Annotated in this window: 15 protein-coding genes and 1 tRNA gene; 10 read left to right on the top strand and 6 right to left on the bottom strand. The window is 64.4% G+C overall.

Translation table 11 applies throughout. From position 1 onward, the window contains the following. Window positions 1–39 precede the first annotated feature (39 nt). Window positions 40–113: transfer RNA gene (locus HMI57_RS12170), tRNA-Ile, on the top strand. 577 nt (window positions 114–690) lie between these two features. On the opposite strand, the gene HMI57_RS12165 is transcribed toward HMI57_RS12170, so the two are convergent. After that, the gene (locus tag HMI57_RS12165; protein WP_171586284.1) at window positions 691–1,014 is read right to left on the bottom strand and encodes a DUF6504 family protein; all 324 of its coding nucleotides are present in this window, start codon (window positions 1,012–1,014) and stop codon (window positions 691–693) included. A gap of 232 nt (window positions 1,015–1,246) precedes the next feature. Here HMI57_RS12165 and HMI57_RS12160 point away from each other — a divergent pair, with 232 nt between their 5' ends. Continuing rightward, window positions 1,247–2,437, top strand: a complete 1,191-nt coding sequence (locus tag HMI57_RS12160) for an acyl-CoA dehydrogenase family protein (RefSeq protein ID WP_171586283.1) — start codon at window positions 1,247–1,249, stop codon at window positions 2,435–2,437. A 66-nt stretch (window positions 2,438–2,503) separates the two neighbouring features. On the opposite strand, the gene HMI57_RS12155 is transcribed toward HMI57_RS12160, so the two are convergent. Beyond that, on the bottom strand, window positions 2,504–3,103 hold the full coding sequence (locus HMI57_RS12155; RefSeq protein ID WP_171586282.1) for a M23 family metallopeptidase: 600 nt from the start codon (window positions 3,101–3,103) through the stop codon (window positions 2,504–2,506). Window positions 3,104–3,532: 429 nt separating this feature from the next. Here HMI57_RS12155 and rpsB point away from each other — a divergent pair, with 429 nt between their 5' ends. From rpsB to HMI57_RS12125, 6 genes are all read left to right on the top strand, one after another. Continuing rightward, on the top strand, window positions 3,533–4,459 hold the full coding sequence (rpsB, locus tag HMI57_RS12150; RefSeq protein ID WP_171586281.1) for a 30S ribosomal protein S2: 927 nt from the start codon (window positions 3,533–3,535) through the stop codon (window positions 4,457–4,459). 107 nt (window positions 4,460–4,566) lie between these two features. Beyond that, window positions 4,567–5,403 (top strand): translation elongation factor Ts, encoded by an 837-nt coding sequence (tsf, locus tag HMI57_RS12145; protein ID WP_171586280.1) that lies wholly within the window; start codon window positions 4,567–4,569, stop codon window positions 5,401–5,403. 165 nt (window positions 5,404–5,568) lie between these two features. After that, window positions 5,569–6,306 (top strand): UMP kinase, encoded by a 738-nt coding sequence (gene pyrH / locus HMI57_RS12140; protein WP_171586279.1) that lies wholly within the window; start codon window positions 5,569–5,571, stop codon window positions 6,304–6,306. 112 nt (window positions 6,307–6,418) lie between these two features. Continuing rightward, complete coding sequence (gene frr, locus HMI57_RS12135; RefSeq protein ID WP_171586278.1) at window positions 6,419–6,976, top strand: ribosome recycling factor; 558 nt, start codon at window positions 6,419–6,421, stop codon at window positions 6,974–6,976. After that, window positions 6,976–8,034, top strand: a complete 1,059-nt coding sequence (locus HMI57_RS12130; protein ID WP_225667942.1) for a phosphatidate cytidylyltransferase — start codon at window positions 6,976–6,978, stop codon at window positions 8,032–8,034. The genes frr and HMI57_RS12130 overlap by 1 nt, the downstream gene beginning before the upstream one ends. 36 nt (window positions 8,035–8,070) lie before the next feature. Continuing rightward, on the top strand, window positions 8,071–8,649 hold the full coding sequence (locus tag HMI57_RS12125) for a DivIVA domain-containing protein (RefSeq protein ID WP_171586277.1): 579 nt from the start codon (window positions 8,071–8,073) through the stop codon (window positions 8,647–8,649). Window positions 8,650–8,656: 7 nt separating this feature from the next. On the opposite strand, the gene HMI57_RS12120 is transcribed toward HMI57_RS12125, so the two are convergent. Genes HMI57_RS12120 through HMI57_RS12105 form a run of 4 tightly spaced genes read right to left on the bottom strand, consistent with a single transcriptional unit; the run spans window position 8,657 to window position 12,532 of the window. Then, complete coding sequence (locus HMI57_RS12120) at window positions 8,657–10,144, bottom strand: cation acetate symporter (protein ID WP_171586276.1); 1,488 nt, start codon at window positions 10,142–10,144, stop codon at window positions 8,657–8,659. A 21-nt stretch (window positions 10,145–10,165) separates the two neighbouring features. After that, window positions 10,166–10,558 (bottom strand): hypothetical protein, encoded by a 393-nt coding sequence (locus tag HMI57_RS12115; protein WP_318779149.1) that lies wholly within the window; start codon window positions 10,556–10,558, stop codon window positions 10,166–10,168. Window position 10,559: 1 nt separating this feature from the next. Further along, window positions 10,560–11,294, bottom strand: a complete 735-nt coding sequence (locus HMI57_RS12110; protein WP_171586275.1) for a LytTR family DNA-binding domain-containing protein — start codon at window positions 11,292–11,294, stop codon at window positions 10,560–10,562. Window positions 11,295–11,341: 47 nt separating this feature from the next. Continuing rightward, window positions 11,342–12,532 carry a histidine kinase gene (locus HMI57_RS12105; RefSeq protein ID WP_171586274.1) on the bottom strand — a complete coding sequence of 397 codons (1,191 nt, stop codon included), beginning with the start codon at window positions 12,530–12,532 and terminating at the stop codon, window positions 11,342–11,344. Window positions 12,533–12,769: 237 nt separating this feature from the next. On the opposite strand from HMI57_RS12105, the gene HMI57_RS12100 reads away from it, so the two are divergent. Together HMI57_RS12100 and HMI57_RS12095 are read left to right on the top strand one after the other, a co-directional pair. Next, window positions 12,770–13,153, top strand: coding sequence for a DUF485 domain-containing protein (locus HMI57_RS12100; protein ID WP_171586273.1), 384 nt, complete (start codon window positions 12,770–12,772; stop codon window positions 13,151–13,153). Further along, window positions 13,150–14,772 carry a cation acetate symporter gene (locus HMI57_RS12095; RefSeq protein ID WP_171586272.1) on the top strand — a complete coding sequence of 541 codons (1,623 nt, stop codon included), beginning with the start codon at window positions 13,150–13,152 and terminating at the stop codon, window positions 14,770–14,772. The genes HMI57_RS12100 and HMI57_RS12095 overlap by 4 nt, the downstream gene beginning before the upstream one ends. Window positions 14,773–14,872: the final 100 nt, after the last annotated feature.

Here is a 14,872-nt window from a genome sequence, read left to right as displayed (position 1 = left end):
TGTCGTTAGAATGAACAGTGCGCTTCGTGCGCACTGCGAGGGGCTGTAGCTCAGCTGGTTAGAGCAGCGGACTCATAATCCGTTTGTCCTGGGTTCAAGCCCCAGCAGCCCTACCGAAAAGAGCCTCTGGCCTGCGGAAACGCGGATCAGGGGCTCTTTGCTTTGGAGGTTGGGCGGCAGCTAGCTGTATAGAGATGCCAACGTGTCGACGATCTGCGGAAGGAACTGGGACGGACGACGAGCATCGGGGGTCTTATCGGCGATTGCCTGATTGAGGATCGACCAAAACTCTCGTTCGTTCCTCACGCTGTGAGGTAGGCGGATGTACCAAGTGAATCCGCGGGGGCGCGGCGGTATGCCTGCTTCCGAGAGGTACATATCGACGTCGTCATCTGATTCTTAACGGTCCTTCAGCGTCAGGGGTAGTTCATGCGTTGTGGTGACGCCACCCGCCGTGACAGTTTGGACCACCTGTTCCTGATCCGACTGGCCCGGGTGTCTCATGAGGTTGCGAGATTCGGAAGCCCAGAGCACAAGTGCTCCCCAGCCGTTATCTGTCGCTTCGATCCAGGCGTCACGATTTGGGGCAGCAGCTAACGCGACTTCAGTCCATCTGTTGAGAGTCATCAAGTCCTTCTCTAGGCCACCGGCACCATGCTCACTCGCCCAATTTACTCAGTCCCGCCTAATCTACTCAGCGCCGGCAATCCGTCGCAGTCGCCACCCGTCGGTCTGTGGGTCTGAGCTGATATCGAACTCTAAAGTGGGGGAGACCGGGCCGGTTTGCGCTTGAAACCGCCATGCCCGCGTGGTGATGAGACTGCCCTGCCTGTTCGCTGGGGTGTTTCCTGGCTCCCACCAGCTGCTGGAACTGGACCAGCTCACCGGTTCTCCGACTGCCTGCCAGATCCGGCCCCGCCACCGCATCGCCAGGGGCGCACCGCTGCTGCTGAACCTCACGTCCACCTCGTCGTTGACCGTCCGTATCCCAGCTTCCGTCGATTGTGCTGTCATGTGTGCGCCGCCCTTAACCCGTGATCGGTTCCCTTATCAGAGTTAAAAGTAGAACACATATTCGATAAATATGACCCCTTCAGAAGTGATGCAAAATGTGTCGTGAACACGGGGGGATTCGTGGTGGCCGGGAACATGCGGGCGCTCTTGGCTGTGCGTTGCCCAATTGGCAGGGAAGTTACTCGTGGGTAACATAGTCGTCAGAACTACTGGACGACCCAAAGGACACCCCATGAGCAAGCCGGTCATCGATGTCAACAACCTGCCGTACGCCGACGGCGACTTTTACTCCTTCGAGGCGCTACTGAGCCAGAAGGAACGAGACCGGCTGGACGAGGTCCGTCAGTTCCTCAACACCGAGGTGAAGCCGCACGCGACCGGATGGTGGAACGAGGCAACCTTCCCGCAGCACCTCATCCCGAAGCTCGCCGAGCTGGACGTGATGAGCCCCGTTCGCCGCCAGGGCTACTCCAACCTGTTCGCCGGTCTGGTGCACGCCGAATTCACGCGCGCCGACACCTCAATTGCCACCTTCATGGGCGTCCATGATGGCCTGTTCACCGGGTCAATCGAGGAACTCGCCTCGAAGGAGCAGCAGGAAGCCTGGCTGCCGGATATCTACTCGATGAAGAAGATCGGCGCCTTCGGCCTGACCGAGCCCCTGGGCGGGTCCGATGTCGCCGGCGGCACACGCACCACGGCGCGCCGTGAGGGTGACAATTGGATCCTCAACGGGGCGAAGCGATGGATCGGCAACGCCACCTTCTCCGACTGGGTGGTCATCTACGCCAGGGACCTCGCCGACAACCAGGTCAAGGGTTTCCTCGTCGACACGAAGCTCGAGGGCTATCGCGCCACCAAGATCGAAAACAAGATCGCCCTGCGCTCGGTCGAAAATGCTGACATCACTTTGGACAACGTGGTAGTCCATGACGACTTCCACCTCAAGGGTGCCAACAGCTTCAAGGACACCAACAAGGTCCTGAAGGTCACCCGCCTGTCGGTTGCCTGGCAGGCAGTGGGCCAGCAGCTTGCTGCCTTCGACGTCGCCCGACGCTACACGGTTGAGCGCCACCAGTTTGGGCGCCCCCTGGCCTCCTTCCAGCTGGTCCAGGCTCAGCTGGTCGAGATGCTGGGCAACACGGTCAGTTCAATGGGCATGATGGTTCGGCTGGCACAGCTGGAGGATGAAGGGCAGGCCAAGGACGAACAGTCGGCGCTGGCCAAGGCCTTCACCACCGCTCGGATGCGGGAGACAGTCGCGATGGGACGCAGCCTGCTCGGCGGCAACGGTATCGTGACCGACTACGAGATGGCCAAAATCTTCTCCGACGCCGAAGCCGTGTACTCCTACGAGGGAACCCACGAGATCAACACCCTCGTCACCGGCCGTTCGATCACCGGAATTGCCGCGTTCGTCTGATCCGGCACGCGCCAGCGTGCAGGGTTCCACTGCCGACCCTAACCCCAGCTGAGGTGGGGGTCGGCGTCAGGGGCCACGCAACGGCAGAAGGATCGACGGCCGGCGATCCGTGACGTAATTCAACGGATTCACATACTCCCCGTCGACCCGGACACCCCAGTGCAGACAGCTCGACGGACAGTGTGAACTGGCCCCGTGTGAACCGGCCCCGGGTGAACTGGCCCCGTGCGATCTGGCTCCCGTATCGAGGGTGCCGATCTGTTGCCCGTCCTGGACCGCCTGACCGCGGTCCAGGACGGCAGTGACCGGTTCGAAGCTGCTCAGCACCCCACCTCCGTGGTCCACGGTAACCACCGGCCGGTGGACCACCCAGCCGGCGAACACCACCCGTCCTGCCGCAGGACTGTTGACCCGGGCCGTCTCTTCCACCGCCAGATCGACACCGCGGTGCCCGGGCAGCCACGGCTGCTCCGGCCGATCGAACTGCCTCAACACGACGGGTGTGGGGGAGAGCGGCCAGCTCCACGGTGGGGCATACTCCTGACCCGGCGCTGCTACTCCTTGTTCCCTCGGCGGGGAAGGGGGCGACGAACCAGTGATCACCAGCGCCGTAGCCAGCAACGCTGCGACCAGAGTTGAGCGGTGGAGCCTTGATCCCGCGGTCATTACGACAGTGTGTCGCCGTCGGCCGAGGCGCGGGGAACCATCGAGGGGATTGTGGATATCCGCAGCGGACCGCCAAACCCGTCGGCGACCTGCCGGACCCCTCCAGTGACCTACCCCGGCTGCCCCTGACGCGTCCCGGGGGATGCCAGCCCTGTAGTACACTCGATACAGCAGTTTGCTGCGATTCCGCGTGCCCGGAGAACATCCGGGTGGGTACAGATCGCCAGTAGCTGACTACGCGTACTACGTTCCCCCGCAACCATTACGGAAGCGACGGGCACGGGTCCAACGGTCCGGACAGGAGTCCGGTGCTGGGCCAGTGGGTGAAAACCAACGGGTACCAGGAGTGACGTTCAACCCGAACGGAACACTAGCAACCGTCAACAGGCAGAACAGGCGCCCTGCGCCCTGCCGATAGAAAGGAACGACATGCCAGTCGTTACCATGCGCCAGCTGCTCGACAGCGGCGTACATTTTGGCCACCAGACCCGTCGCTGGAACCCGAAGATGAAGCGCTTCATCTTCACCGAGCGCAACGGCATCTACATCATCGACCTGCAGCAGTCACTGTCCTACATTGACCGCGCGTACGAGTTCATCAAGGCCACCGTCGCACACGGCGGCACTGTCCTCTTCGTCGGTACGAAGAAGCAGGCACAGGAAGCCATCGCCGAGCAGGCGACCCGCGTGGGCCAGCCCTACGTCAACCAGCGCTGGCTCGGTGGCATGCTCACCAACTTCCAGACTGTCTCCAAGCGTATCCAGCGCATGAAGGAGCTCGAGGAAATCAACTTCGACGATGTGGCCGGCTCCGGGCACACCAAGAAGGAACTCCTCCTCCTGCGCCGCGAACTCACCAAGCTGGAAACCAACCTCGGTGGTATCCGCAACCTGACCAAGGCTCCCTCAGTCGTGTGGATCGTTGACACGAAGAAGGAACACCTTGCCATCGACGAGGCCAAGAAGCTCGGCATCCCCGTCGTCGCGATCCTCGACACCAACTGCGATCCCGACGAAGTTGATTTCCCGATCCCCGGCAACGACGACGCCATCCGCGCCGTCCACCTGCTGACCCGCGTGGTTGCAGATGCCGTTGCAGAGGGCCTGATCGCCCGTCACAACCGCTCCGGTGGAAACGACACCGAGGCAGCAGCTGAGCCTATGGCCGAGTGGGAGCGCGAACTGCTTGGCGACAGCGCCACCCCGGCAGCCGACGCCGCACCTGCCGAGGCAGCAGCGGAAGAAGCACCAGCAGCATCCGCAACCGAGGAAGCCCCAGCAGCTGAAGAAGCTCCTGCCGCTACCGAGGAAGCCCCAGCAGCCGACGAAACTCCGGCAGCCGACGACAGCAAGTAACTGGATTCGGGGGTGCGGGTGAAAATCCGCACCCCCTTCTCCATGTGCCCAGGCGTCACCGCCTGCAGGCATAGCTCTTCTTAGACACAACATACTTAGGAGTTCATATGGCGAACTACACCGCCGCCGATATCAAGGCCCTCCGCGAGCGCACTGGCGCTGGCATGATGGACGTAAAGAAAGCCCTCGACGAGGCTGACGGCGATGCCGGCAAGGCTATGGAGCTCATCCGCATCAAGGGCCTGAAGGGCGCAACCAAGCGCGAAGGCCGTTCCACCGCAGAGGGCCTCGTGGCAGCCAAGGTCGACGGCAACGTTGGCGTCATGGTTGAGGTCAACTGCGAAACCGACTTCGTGGCCAAGGCTGGCCCCTTCGTCGAGTTCTCGAACAAGGTTCTCGCCGCAGCGATCGAGTCCGGTGCTTCCGACGTCGACACCCTCCTGGCCTACACGGTTGACGGCAAGCCTGTCTCCGAGCATGTCATCGAGGCCGGCGCGCTGCTGGGCGAAAAGGTAGCCATCCGCCGCCTGTCGCGCATCGAGGGCAACATCGTCGACGCGTACCTGCACAAGACCTCCAAGGATCTTCCCGCGCAGGTTGGCGTCCTGTTCGCCGTCGAGGGCGAAGGCGACGCTGCCAAGGAAGCCGCTCACGACATCGCGGTTCACATTGCTGCCTACTCGCCGACGTACCTCGTCCGCGACGACGTGCCAGCAGAACTGGTTGAAACCGAACGCCGCATCGCCGACGAGACCGCACGCGCCGAGGGCAAGCCCGAGGCTGCACTGACCAAGATTGTGGAAGGCCGTCTGACGGGCTTCTTCAAGGAGGGCGTGCTCGTGGACCAGGCATTCGCCAAGGATGCCAAGAAGTCGGTCGCGCAGGTGCTCACCGAAGCCAACGCCAAGCCAAGTGCATTCGCCCGGTTCCGGGTCGGAGCGTAGGTTCGAATAGGCCAGGCAGGTAGTTGAATGAAGGGGTGGTCACCGCGGTGACCACCCCTTTTTCCTGCCCTGACAACCTGTCAGCAGTTCCCGCGGGGGATCATTCAGTTGGCCCCCGCAACGTATTCTTTTAGCAACAACCCCACAAATGCCCTGGGAGGCACAATGGACAACTCTGATATGGGCACTCATGACCAGCCAACCCGCCGTCGGGTGCTGCTGAAGCTTTCCGGTGAGGTATTTGGCGGCGGCAAGCTGGGAGTCGATCCGGAAACCGTACGTTCAGTGGCCAAGCAGATCGCCGCGACGGTCGGGCAGGTCGAGGTGGCCATCGTAGTCGGCGGCGGCAACTTCTTCCGTGGCGCTGAACTCTCGCAAAGTGGGATGGACCGCTCACGCGCCGATTACATGGGCATGCTGGGCACCGTCATGAACTGCCTCGCCCTCCAGGACTTCCTGGAGCAAGCGGGGGTCGAAACCCGGGTGCAGAGCGCCATCACCATGGGGCAGGTCGCCGAGGCGTACATTCCGCGCCGGGCCATCCGCCACCTGGAGAAGGGCCGCGTCGTCATTTTCGGTGCCGGTGCCGGCCTGCCGTACTTCTCCACCGATACGGTCGCAGCCCAGCGTGCCCTTGAGGTGCACGCCGACCTGGTGCTCATGGCCAAGAGCGGGGTCGACGGCGTCTACACCGCGGACCCGCACAAGGACCCTACCGCCAAGAAGCTCGAGACCCTCTCCTACGATGAGGCACTCCGTCAGGACATTAGGGTGATGGATCAGACTGCCATGACCATGTGCAAGGACAACGACCTGTCGATGGTCGTCTTCGGTATGGAGGGCGAGGGGAACGTCACCCGGGCGATCCTCGGCGAAAAGATCGGCACCGTCGTCACCACATAGACGCCCGGCCGCCCGGCCTGCCCTGGTCGGGCGGTCCATGTGAACTAGGATTGAAAACTGAACCGGACAACGCGCGGCTGTAGCCCAGCCGGCGAACAGCTTAGGAGCTACAGTGATCGACGAGACATTGCAAGAGGCCACCCAGAAAATGGACAAGGCTGTGGAAGCGGCGAAAGAGGACTTCGCGACGATCCGCACCGGACGCGCCAACGCCTCGCTGTTCTCCAAAGTCATGGTGAACTACTACGGGGCGCCGACGCCGCTGCAGCAGTTGGCCTCGTTCCAGAACCCTGAGGCGCGCACCCTCCTGATCACCCCCTTCGACCGGGCCGCCCTGAATGACATCGAACGGGCCCTGCGGGACTCCGACGTCGGAGCGAACCCCTCCAACGACGGCAACATCATCCGGGTGGTTCTCCCCGAACTGACGGAAGAGCGCCGCAAGGAGTACGTCAAGCTGGTCAAGACCAAGGCCGAGGACGCCAAGATTGCCATCCGCAACATCCGCCGCAAGGCGAAGGACGGCATCGACAAGTCAGTGAAGGACGGCGACGCCGGCGAGGACGAAGGAGCGCGCGGCGAGAAGGAACTGGACCAGCGCACCAAGTCCCACACCGACATGATCGACGAACTGCTCAAGCGCAAGGAAACCGAGCTGCTTGAGGTCTAATGAGCGACACCCACCACTCCGCTAACTCTGGCGGTCTGCCCGCCCCACAGGTGAAGGCAGGCTCCGCCACCGGCGAGGCGGCCCCCGACCACGGGGACGCGGCCGACCCTGCCCCGACGGAGCCCTCAGCTGGTGGTCAGCCCGGTGCTGGTGCAGGGGGTGCCGGGCGGGCCCGACGGGCCCCCGGCACCCGCCAGCTCCGGCGTCGGGCCAGCCGCAAGGCGGCGGGCCAGCCGAAGGCCCCCTCGAGGGCCGGGAGGAACCTTCCAGCGGCGACGGCGGTAGGTGTTGCCCTGCTTGGCTCGGTCCTGGGTGGAATCCTCTTTCTTCCGATCGCTTTCGTCGCGATCACCACCGGCTTCGCCCTGTTGGGTGTCTGGGAAGTCTCCCGGGCGCTGGAGGTGCGCCAGATCCGGTTGCCGCTGGTCCCGACCATCGGCGCAACCATCGCGTTGCCCTTCGCCGCCTACCTTGGCGGCCCGGAGGCCCTTGCCTACGCCGTCGTCTTCTCCACCACGATCCTTGCGCTCTGGCGCAGTCTCGATCCAGCCCCCGACGCCGCCCGATCCATCGTGGCGGGCGTCTTTGTGGTGCTCTGGGTGCCGCTGCTTCTCAGTTTCGCGATGCTCCTGCTGCAGGAACCTTCGGGCAAGCTGCTGGTCGCGACCCTGCTGTTGCTGGTTGTCGCCAACGACACCTTCGGCTACCTGGTCGGTGCCTTCTTCGGCAAGCACGCGATGGCGCCCAAGATCAGCCCCAAGAAATCCTGGGAAGGCTTTGCCGGATCAGTGGGCGGCGCCGTCCTGGTGGGTACCATCGCCGCTGTCTTCCTGCTCGACCGGCCCTGGTGGTTCGGCCTGGTCCTGGCCGTGGCCACCGTGTCCGCTGCGACGGCCGGCGATCTCGCCGAGTCGATGATCAAGCGCGAACTCGGAGTCAAGGACATGGGCAACATCCTGCCCGGGCACGGAGGCATGATGGACCGGCTCGACTCGATTGTGTTTGCCTCCCCGGTTGCGTTCGTGCTGTCGGTTACATTAGTACCGGGTTTTCTCTAGCCCAGGGTCGACCACTGACAAAGGATTCACAACACCATGAACGAAGCTCGCCAGGGCAGCTCTCCCTTCGCTCGGGTGGGGCGCCGGCAGTACGGGTACAACCTTCGGCAGGTGGACAGCTTCCTGACCCGCACGCGGGAGTACTACAACACTGAAGATCCCACGCACGGCCCCGTCACCAGCGCTGACGTCCGCTCCATGGCGTTCGATCCGGCCAAGGGTGGCTACGAGCCCCAGGCGGTTGACGCGGCCCTCGACCGGCTCGAGGATGTTTTCGCGCAGCGGGAGCGGGACCGTGTCATCGAATCCGATGGCGAGGAGGCCTGGCTGATGCAGATCGGCCGGTCCGCGGCGGTACTGCGGGGCAGGCTGCACCGCCCCGCCGGTGACCGGTTCAGGCGGCCCACCAAGAAAAAGACCCAAAGCTACAACGTCGACGACGTCGACACCCTCTGCGACCGGCTGCTCGGCTACTTCGAGAACGATCTCCCGCTGAGCGTGGACGTGGTCAGGCGTGCCGTCTTCCGTGAGGCCAAGGGCGCCGAAGGCTACGAGGAAAGCCAGGTCGACGCGTTCATGGACCGCGTGGTCGGCTTGATGGCCTCGATCGACTAGATCCGTCTCATCCCGGCGGCTGCACGGGCTCGGGAGTGTGCAGCCGGGCGAGGACCCGTGACACGCTCCCCGGTCTCCTGCCGGCGGTGAGCCGGGAGACCACGATGGTGACTGCAAACGCCGCCGGCACCGTCCACAGGGCAGGCTGCTCCAGCCACTCGTAGCGGGCGGACTCAGCGCCCAGTGCCGCTGCGGCGAGGATCGACCCACCACACAGCACCGCACCGGCAAGCATGCCGGCCACCGCGCCCACATCGGTGAGGCCACGCCACCAGATCCCGAGGAGCAGCAGCGGGCAGATGGTCGACGCCGTAAAGGCGAACACCATGCTGACGCTTCCCGCCAGGGCAAGGGTGTTGGTGGCCAGCGCCAGCAGTAGCGGGATCGCGGCGGAAATGACCGCCGCCCGCCGGAACCCCTTGACGCTGCCCTGGAAGAATTCCTGGCTGACCACCCCGGCGAGGGACACCACTAGTCCACTCGTCGTCGACAGGAACGCGGCAAAGGCACCGGCCGTCACCAGCGCGGACAGCAGGTCACCGGCGGTCCCCTCGAAGATCCGGCTCGGCAACAGCAGTACCGTCGCGTCGGCGGCGCCGTCGACCGCCAGATCCGGGGTATAGATCCGCCCGAGGATCCCGTACATGGTGGGAAACAGGTAGAACACCGACAACAGCCCGAGCACGATCAGGGTGGTGCGCCGCGCAGAGGCACCGTCCGGGTTGGTGTAGAAACGCACCAGCACGTGCGGTAGGCCGAGGGTCCCGAACAGCAGCGCGATGACCAGCGAGATGTTGCGGTACAGCGAGGCGTCGTCGCCGATGTTCAGTTCGGCGGTGAACACCGCACCGGCATCGGTGAGCGGGCTGCCGTCAGCGGTGAGCCGCAGCAGGATGAACACTATCGGCACGGCCAGCGCGGTGAGCTTGAGCCAGTACTGGAAGGCCTGCACAAAGGTGATGGAGCGCATTCCGCCGGTGACCACGCTCAGGCACACCACCACCACCACCGCGACGGCGCCCACCCACGGCGGCAGGCCGGTGGTGATCTGGACGGTGAGGGCGGCACCGTGCAGTTGCGGCACGATATACAGCCAGCCGACGACGACGACGAGCAGGCTGGTCACGCGCCGGACCATTAGCGATTCCAGGCGGGCCTCAGCGAAGTCCGGAATGGTGTACGCGCCGGACCGGCGCAGGGGAGCGGCGACGAAGAGGAGGAGCATCAGGTATCCGGCGGTGTAGCCGATCGGGAACCAGAGGGCGTCGACGCCCGAGATCAGGATGAGTCCGGCGACCCCGAGGAAGCTTGCCGCCGACAGGTACTCACCGCCGATCGCTGACGCGTTCCACCAGGGGCGCACCGTCCGGGACGCGACGTAGAAGTCACCGGTGGTCCGGGAAATCCGCAGCCCGTAGATCCCGATCAGCACAGTGCTCAGTGACACCAGGGTCAACGCCACGTAGCCGACCACCGGGTTGAGTTCGGCGTTCACCGGGAATCACCCGCCAACAGGTCAGTCCTCATCGACCAGGTCCCTGAACCGCATTTCGTTGCGAGATGCACTGCGCACGTAGAGGGCGGCACAGCTGATGACCAGTGGGTACACACCCAGCCCCAGCAGCAGCCAGGGGACCGGCACGGTGAAGACCGACAGGTCACCGATCTGCGGGAAAACGGCCAGCAGCACCGGGATGCCGATCAGGATCACCAGGAAACCCGTCGCCACCACGACAGCCAGCCGGAACTGCGACCGGATCAATGACCTGACAAACAGTTCCCCCACCTCGGATTGCTCGGCCATTTCCCGGGTGACAGGGTAGGCGCCGGGGTGCAGCCGGCCAGCACTGCGGGGCGCCGTTACCCGGACCCGCTGGGGCGGACCCTGGGCGGGGTTCACTGGGCCCACGTCACTGCTGCCGGGGACGGAGGCGGGTCGCCTCAAGCTTTTCCCGCACCACCGGCAGATGCCGCCGGCTGACGGGAAGCTCGGCGTCGCCCACCACCAGGGACGCCCGCCCGGCACCGATCTTGACCTGTTGGACCTGGTTCATCGCCACCAGGTAGGAGCGGTGGGTGCGCAGGAAGCCCGCCTCGGCCCACTGGCGCTCCAGATCGTTGAGGGGGATTCGGATCAGGTAGCTCGACTCTGCGGTATGCAGCCGGGCGTAGTCGCCCTGCGCCTGGACGTAGCGGACCTCATCGCGCCTGATCATCCGGCTGATGCCACCCTGGTCAACGGTGATCACCTCGGGTGCGGCGATGGTGCCATCCTTGCCCGCCTCGATCAGCTCGCAGATCCGCCGCACCGATTCGGCGAGGCGTTCCATCCGGACCGGCTTGAGCAGGTAGTCCACCGCGCGCAGGTCAAACGCCTCAAGGGCCCTGTCCTCGTCAGCGGTCACGAAGACGACGGCGGGTGGCCGGCTGAACCGGGAGATGACCCGGGCAATGTCCAGGCCCGAGAGGGCCGGCATGTGGATATCAAGGAACAGGGCGTCGACGTCGTGGGTCTCCAGGGCGCGCAGCGCCTCGGCCCCGCTCGACGCACGGTGGATGGTACCGACCCGGGCATCCTTGGCGAGCAGAAAAGCCAGTTCCTCGACTGCGGGGAGCTCATCGTCGGCGATGACAACATTGACCATGTGCTCCAGATTACGCGTCCCACCGGCCCACCGAGTGACCGACGTGCTCAGGTCTGGTGGTCGGGTTGAGACTTCGGGATCCGCAAGGTGATCATGGTCCCTGCTCCGACCGCCGTGTCGATGGTGAGTCCGTGGTCCTCGCCGTATACCTGACGCAGCCGCTGGTCAACGTTCCGCAGCCCCACATGCACCCCGTCGGTGTGCCCGGCCAGGACCGAACGCAGGTAGTCGGGGTCGATGCCCACGCCGTCGTCCTCGATGGTGACCTCGGCGAAGGCGCCGGCGTCGTGGGCGGTGATGGTGATGTGGCCCATCCCGTCAGTGGACTCCAGGCCATGACGCACCGCGTTCTCGACCAGGGGTTGCAGGCTGAGGAAGGGGATCACCGTGCTCAGCACCTCGGGCCCAATCTCCAGGCTGACTTTCAGTCGCTCCCCGAACCTGGCCCGCTCCAGCAGCAGGTACCGGTCGATGGACTTCAGTTCCTCGGCAACCGTAGTGAAGTCGCCGTGCCGCCGGAAGGAGTACCTGGTGAAGTCGGCGAACTCCACCACCAGTTCGCGGGCCCGGGCGGGGTCGGTGTTGATGAAGGAGGCGATGGCGTTCAGGGAGTTGTAGATGAAGTGGGGGCTGATCTGGGCGCGCAGCGCGCGCACCTCGGCTTCCATCAGCAGGGTCCTGGAGGAATCGAGTTCGGCGAGCTCCACCTGGGTGGATACCCAGCCAGCCACTTCATTGGCCGCACGCACCAGCCCCGCATTCACGTACGGCGCGAATGCTCCCACGGTGCCCACCACCCGCTTGTCGACCCGGATGGGTGAGATCACCACCTGCCCGTTGCCGGGGACTGCACCCGGGTCGCCGAGCTGCGCTTCCCTGAAAATCTGCGTGCGGCCGCTGGTGAGCACCTGCTGCACCAACTCCATCATCTGGGCGGGCAGTTCCCGTCCGCCGTCCCAGGCGAGTACGGCGTTCTCATCGGTGATCAGGAGGGTGTCACACCGCAGGAGGCTCCGCAGATGCTTGCTGGCCTTGGACGCCCCGGCGGGGGTCAGGCCGGCACGGAGATGCTCCGAGGCGAGCGCCGCGGTGTGCAGGGTGGCGTAGGTGGCGCGGTCGGCGTCGGACCCCAGATCGCGGTAGGACCGGGAGAGCTTGAATCCCAGGCCCGCGACCACCGCGATCGTGAGGACAACAATCGCGCCCACCAAGGCGGTGTCGACGGCGGTGCTGAACATTGCTCTACAGTAGCCGTCCGTGGCGCGCTCCAGCGTCCGACGGCACTCCCATTCGCCGCAGGAGGTGGCCGCTCACCGCAGCTGGGTGTTCACTGGGCGATGAACGGTGCTGCGGTATTGGAGAACCGTGTCCCGAGGGCTCAAGGTGATGGGAGTCACACCTTCACGTGCCCGACGCAGCTCCTGGACCCTTCGGAGTCGGCCTGGCGCGGAAGACGTTCTCAACGAGGAGGAATCATGGCTACCGAGCCATCGCCGCCGGACGCTCATACAGCAGCGCCCGTCGACTTCACCGCATACCAGCAGAATCCCCAGTTCCAGGAACTACGCAAGCGCCACCGCAGCTTCGTTTTCCCGATGGCGATCTTCTTTCTGCTCTGGTATTTCCTGTATGTACTGCTGGCGTCCTACGCGACCGACTTCATGTCGACCCCCGTTTGGGGAAACATCAACATCGGCCTGATCATGGGGCTGCTGCAGTTCGTCACCACCTTCGCCATCACCATGGGGTACGTCACCTACGCCAACCGGAAGCTGGACCCGATCGCTGCGGACATCCGCCACGAGCTTGAGGTCACCGCACCGGAGATCTTCGTCGAGAAGCCAGGAGCTAACAAATGATGCCGGTGTCCCTGCCGATGCAGACGGTCGAGAGCACCCAGGTTGGTGAGCCGTGGCTGAACATGACCATCTTCGGTCTGTTCGTCGCCGTCACCCTGGTGATCGTGCTCCGGGCAAGCCGTAACACCAAGACCGCCGCCGACTATTACGCGGCCGGCCGATCCTTCAGCGGGCCGCAGAACGGGACCGCCATCGCGGGCGACTACCTGTCCGCGGCCTCCTTCCTCGGCATCGTCGGTGCCATCGCCATCAACGGCTACGACGGCTTCCTGTACTCCATCGGCTTCCTCGTCGCCTGGCTGGTAGCGCTCCTGCTCGTCGCCGAACTGCTGCGCAACACCGGCAAGTTCACCATGGCCGACGTCCTCTCGTTCCGCCTGCGCCAGCGTCCGGTACGCATCGCAGCTGCCATCACCACCCTGGCCGTCTGCTTCTTCTACCTGCTCGCGCAGATGGCCGGTGCGGGCGGACTCGTATCGCTCCTGCTGGGCATCGACGACCGGATCGGCCAGTCCCTGGTGATCACCGTCGTTGGTGGGCTGATGATCCTCTACGTACTGATCGGCGGCATGAAGGGCACCACCTGGGTGCAGATCATCAAGGCCGTCATGCTGATCTCCGGTGCGTTCGTGATGACCATCTGGGTCCTTGCCATCCACAACTTCAACCTGTCCACCCTGCTCGGTGCCGCAATGGAGACCGCAGGCAACCCCGAGATCATCAACCCGGGTCTGCAGTACGGGGTCAGCTCGACCTCACAGCTGGACTTCGTCTCGCTGGCACTGGCACTGGTCCTCGGTACCGCTGCTCTGCCTCACGTGCTGATGCGGTTCTACACGGTGCCGACTGCCAAGGAGGCCCGCCGCTCAGTGGTGTGGGCCATCTGGCTCATCGGTGGGTTCTACCTGTTCACTCTGGTACTCGGTTACGGTGCAGGTGCCCTCATCGGCGCCGACCGCATCACCGCCGCCCCGGGTGGAGTCAACTCGGCCGCACCGCTGCTCGCTTTTGAGCTCGGCGGACCAATCCTGCTCGGCGTGATCTCGGCGGTCGCCTTTGCCACCATCCTCGCGGTGGTTGCCGGTCTGACCATCACCGCAGCTGCCTCCTTTGCCCACGACATCTACGCCAACGTGATCCGCAAGGGCAACATCGATCCCGACGGCGAGGTGAAGGTGGCACGACGCACCGTCGTCGTCATCGGCATCCTGTCCATCCTCGGCGGTATCGGCGCCCAGGGGCAGAACATCGCCTTCCTGGTAGCCCTGGCCTTCGCTGTAGCGGCCAGTGCCAACCTGCCCACCATCCTCTACTCGCTCTTCTGGAAGCGCTTCAACACCCAGGGTGCAATCTGGAGCATGTACGGCGGGCTGGGTTCTGCAATCCTGCTCATCATCTTCTCGCCAGTCGTTTCAGGCCGGGAAACCTCGATGATCCAGGGCGCCGACTTCGTCCTGTTCCCGCTGAACAACCCGGGCATCGTCTCCATCCCGCTCGCGTTCTTCCTCGGCTGGTTGGGTAGCGTTCTGGCCAAGACGAAGGAGGATCCGCAGAAGCAGGCGGAAATGGAAGTCAGGTCCCTCACCGGGGTCGGCGCGGAAAAGGCCACCGACCACTAGGCCGCTCTTCGCAGACGTCTTTCGCTGGCAACAGGCCGGTCCGATCACTTCGGACCGGCCTGTTGCTAGCGAAAGACGTCTGCGAAGAGCGGCCTAGTGG

It is taken from the genome of Arthrobacter sp. 260, from assembly GCF_013116745.1.
Taxonomy (GTDB): Bacteria; Actinomycetota; Actinomycetes; order Actinomycetales; family Micrococcaceae; genus Arthrobacter_D.
The sequence above is the reverse complement of the archived record's forward strand: the minus strand, read 5'-3'. Positions and strand labels throughout refer to the sequence as shown.

Bases quoted from the DNA above. Each gene is read 5' to 3' on its own strand.
- HMI57_RS12165 (WP_171586284.1), bottom strand. From the start codon at position 1,014: ATGACAGCACAATCGACGGAAGCTGGGATACGGACGGTCAACGACGAG.
- HMI57_RS12160 (WP_171586283.1), top strand. From the start codon at position 1,247: ATGAGCAAGCCGGTCATCGATGTCAACAACCTGCCGTACGCCGACGGC.
- HMI57_RS12155 (WP_171586282.1), bottom strand. From the start codon at position 3,103: ATGACCGCGGGATCAAGGCTCCACCGCTCAACTCTGGTCGCAGCGTTG.
- rpsB (WP_171586281.1), top strand. From the start codon at position 3,533: ATGCCAGTCGTTACCATGCGCCAGCTGCTCGACAGCGGCGTACATTTT.
- tsf (WP_171586280.1), top strand. From the start codon at position 4,567: ATGGCGAACTACACCGCCGCCGATATCAAGGCCCTCCGCGAGCGCACT.
- pyrH (WP_171586279.1), top strand. From the start codon at position 5,569: ATGGACAACTCTGATATGGGCACTCATGACCAGCCAACCCGCCGTCGG.
- HMI57_RS12130 (WP_225667942.1), top strand. From the start codon at position 6,976: ATGAGCGACACCCACCACTCCGCTAACTCTGGCGGTCTGCCCGCCCCA.
- HMI57_RS12125 (WP_171586277.1), top strand. From the start codon at position 8,071: ATGAACGAAGCTCGCCAGGGCAGCTCTCCCTTCGCTCGGGTGGGGCGC.
- HMI57_RS12110 (WP_171586275.1), bottom strand. From the start codon at position 11,294: ATGGTCAATGTTGTCATCGCCGACGATGAGCTCCCCGCAGTCGAGGAA.
- HMI57_RS12105 (WP_171586274.1), bottom strand. From the start codon at position 12,532: ATGTTCAGCACCGCCGTCGACACCGCCTTGGTGGGCGCGATTGTTGTC.
- HMI57_RS12100 (WP_171586273.1), top strand. From the start codon at position 12,770: ATGGCTACCGAGCCATCGCCGCCGGACGCTCATACAGCAGCGCCCGTC.
- HMI57_RS12095 (WP_171586272.1), top strand. From the start codon at position 13,150: ATGATGCCGGTGTCCCTGCCGATGCAGACGGTCGAGAGCACCCAGGTT.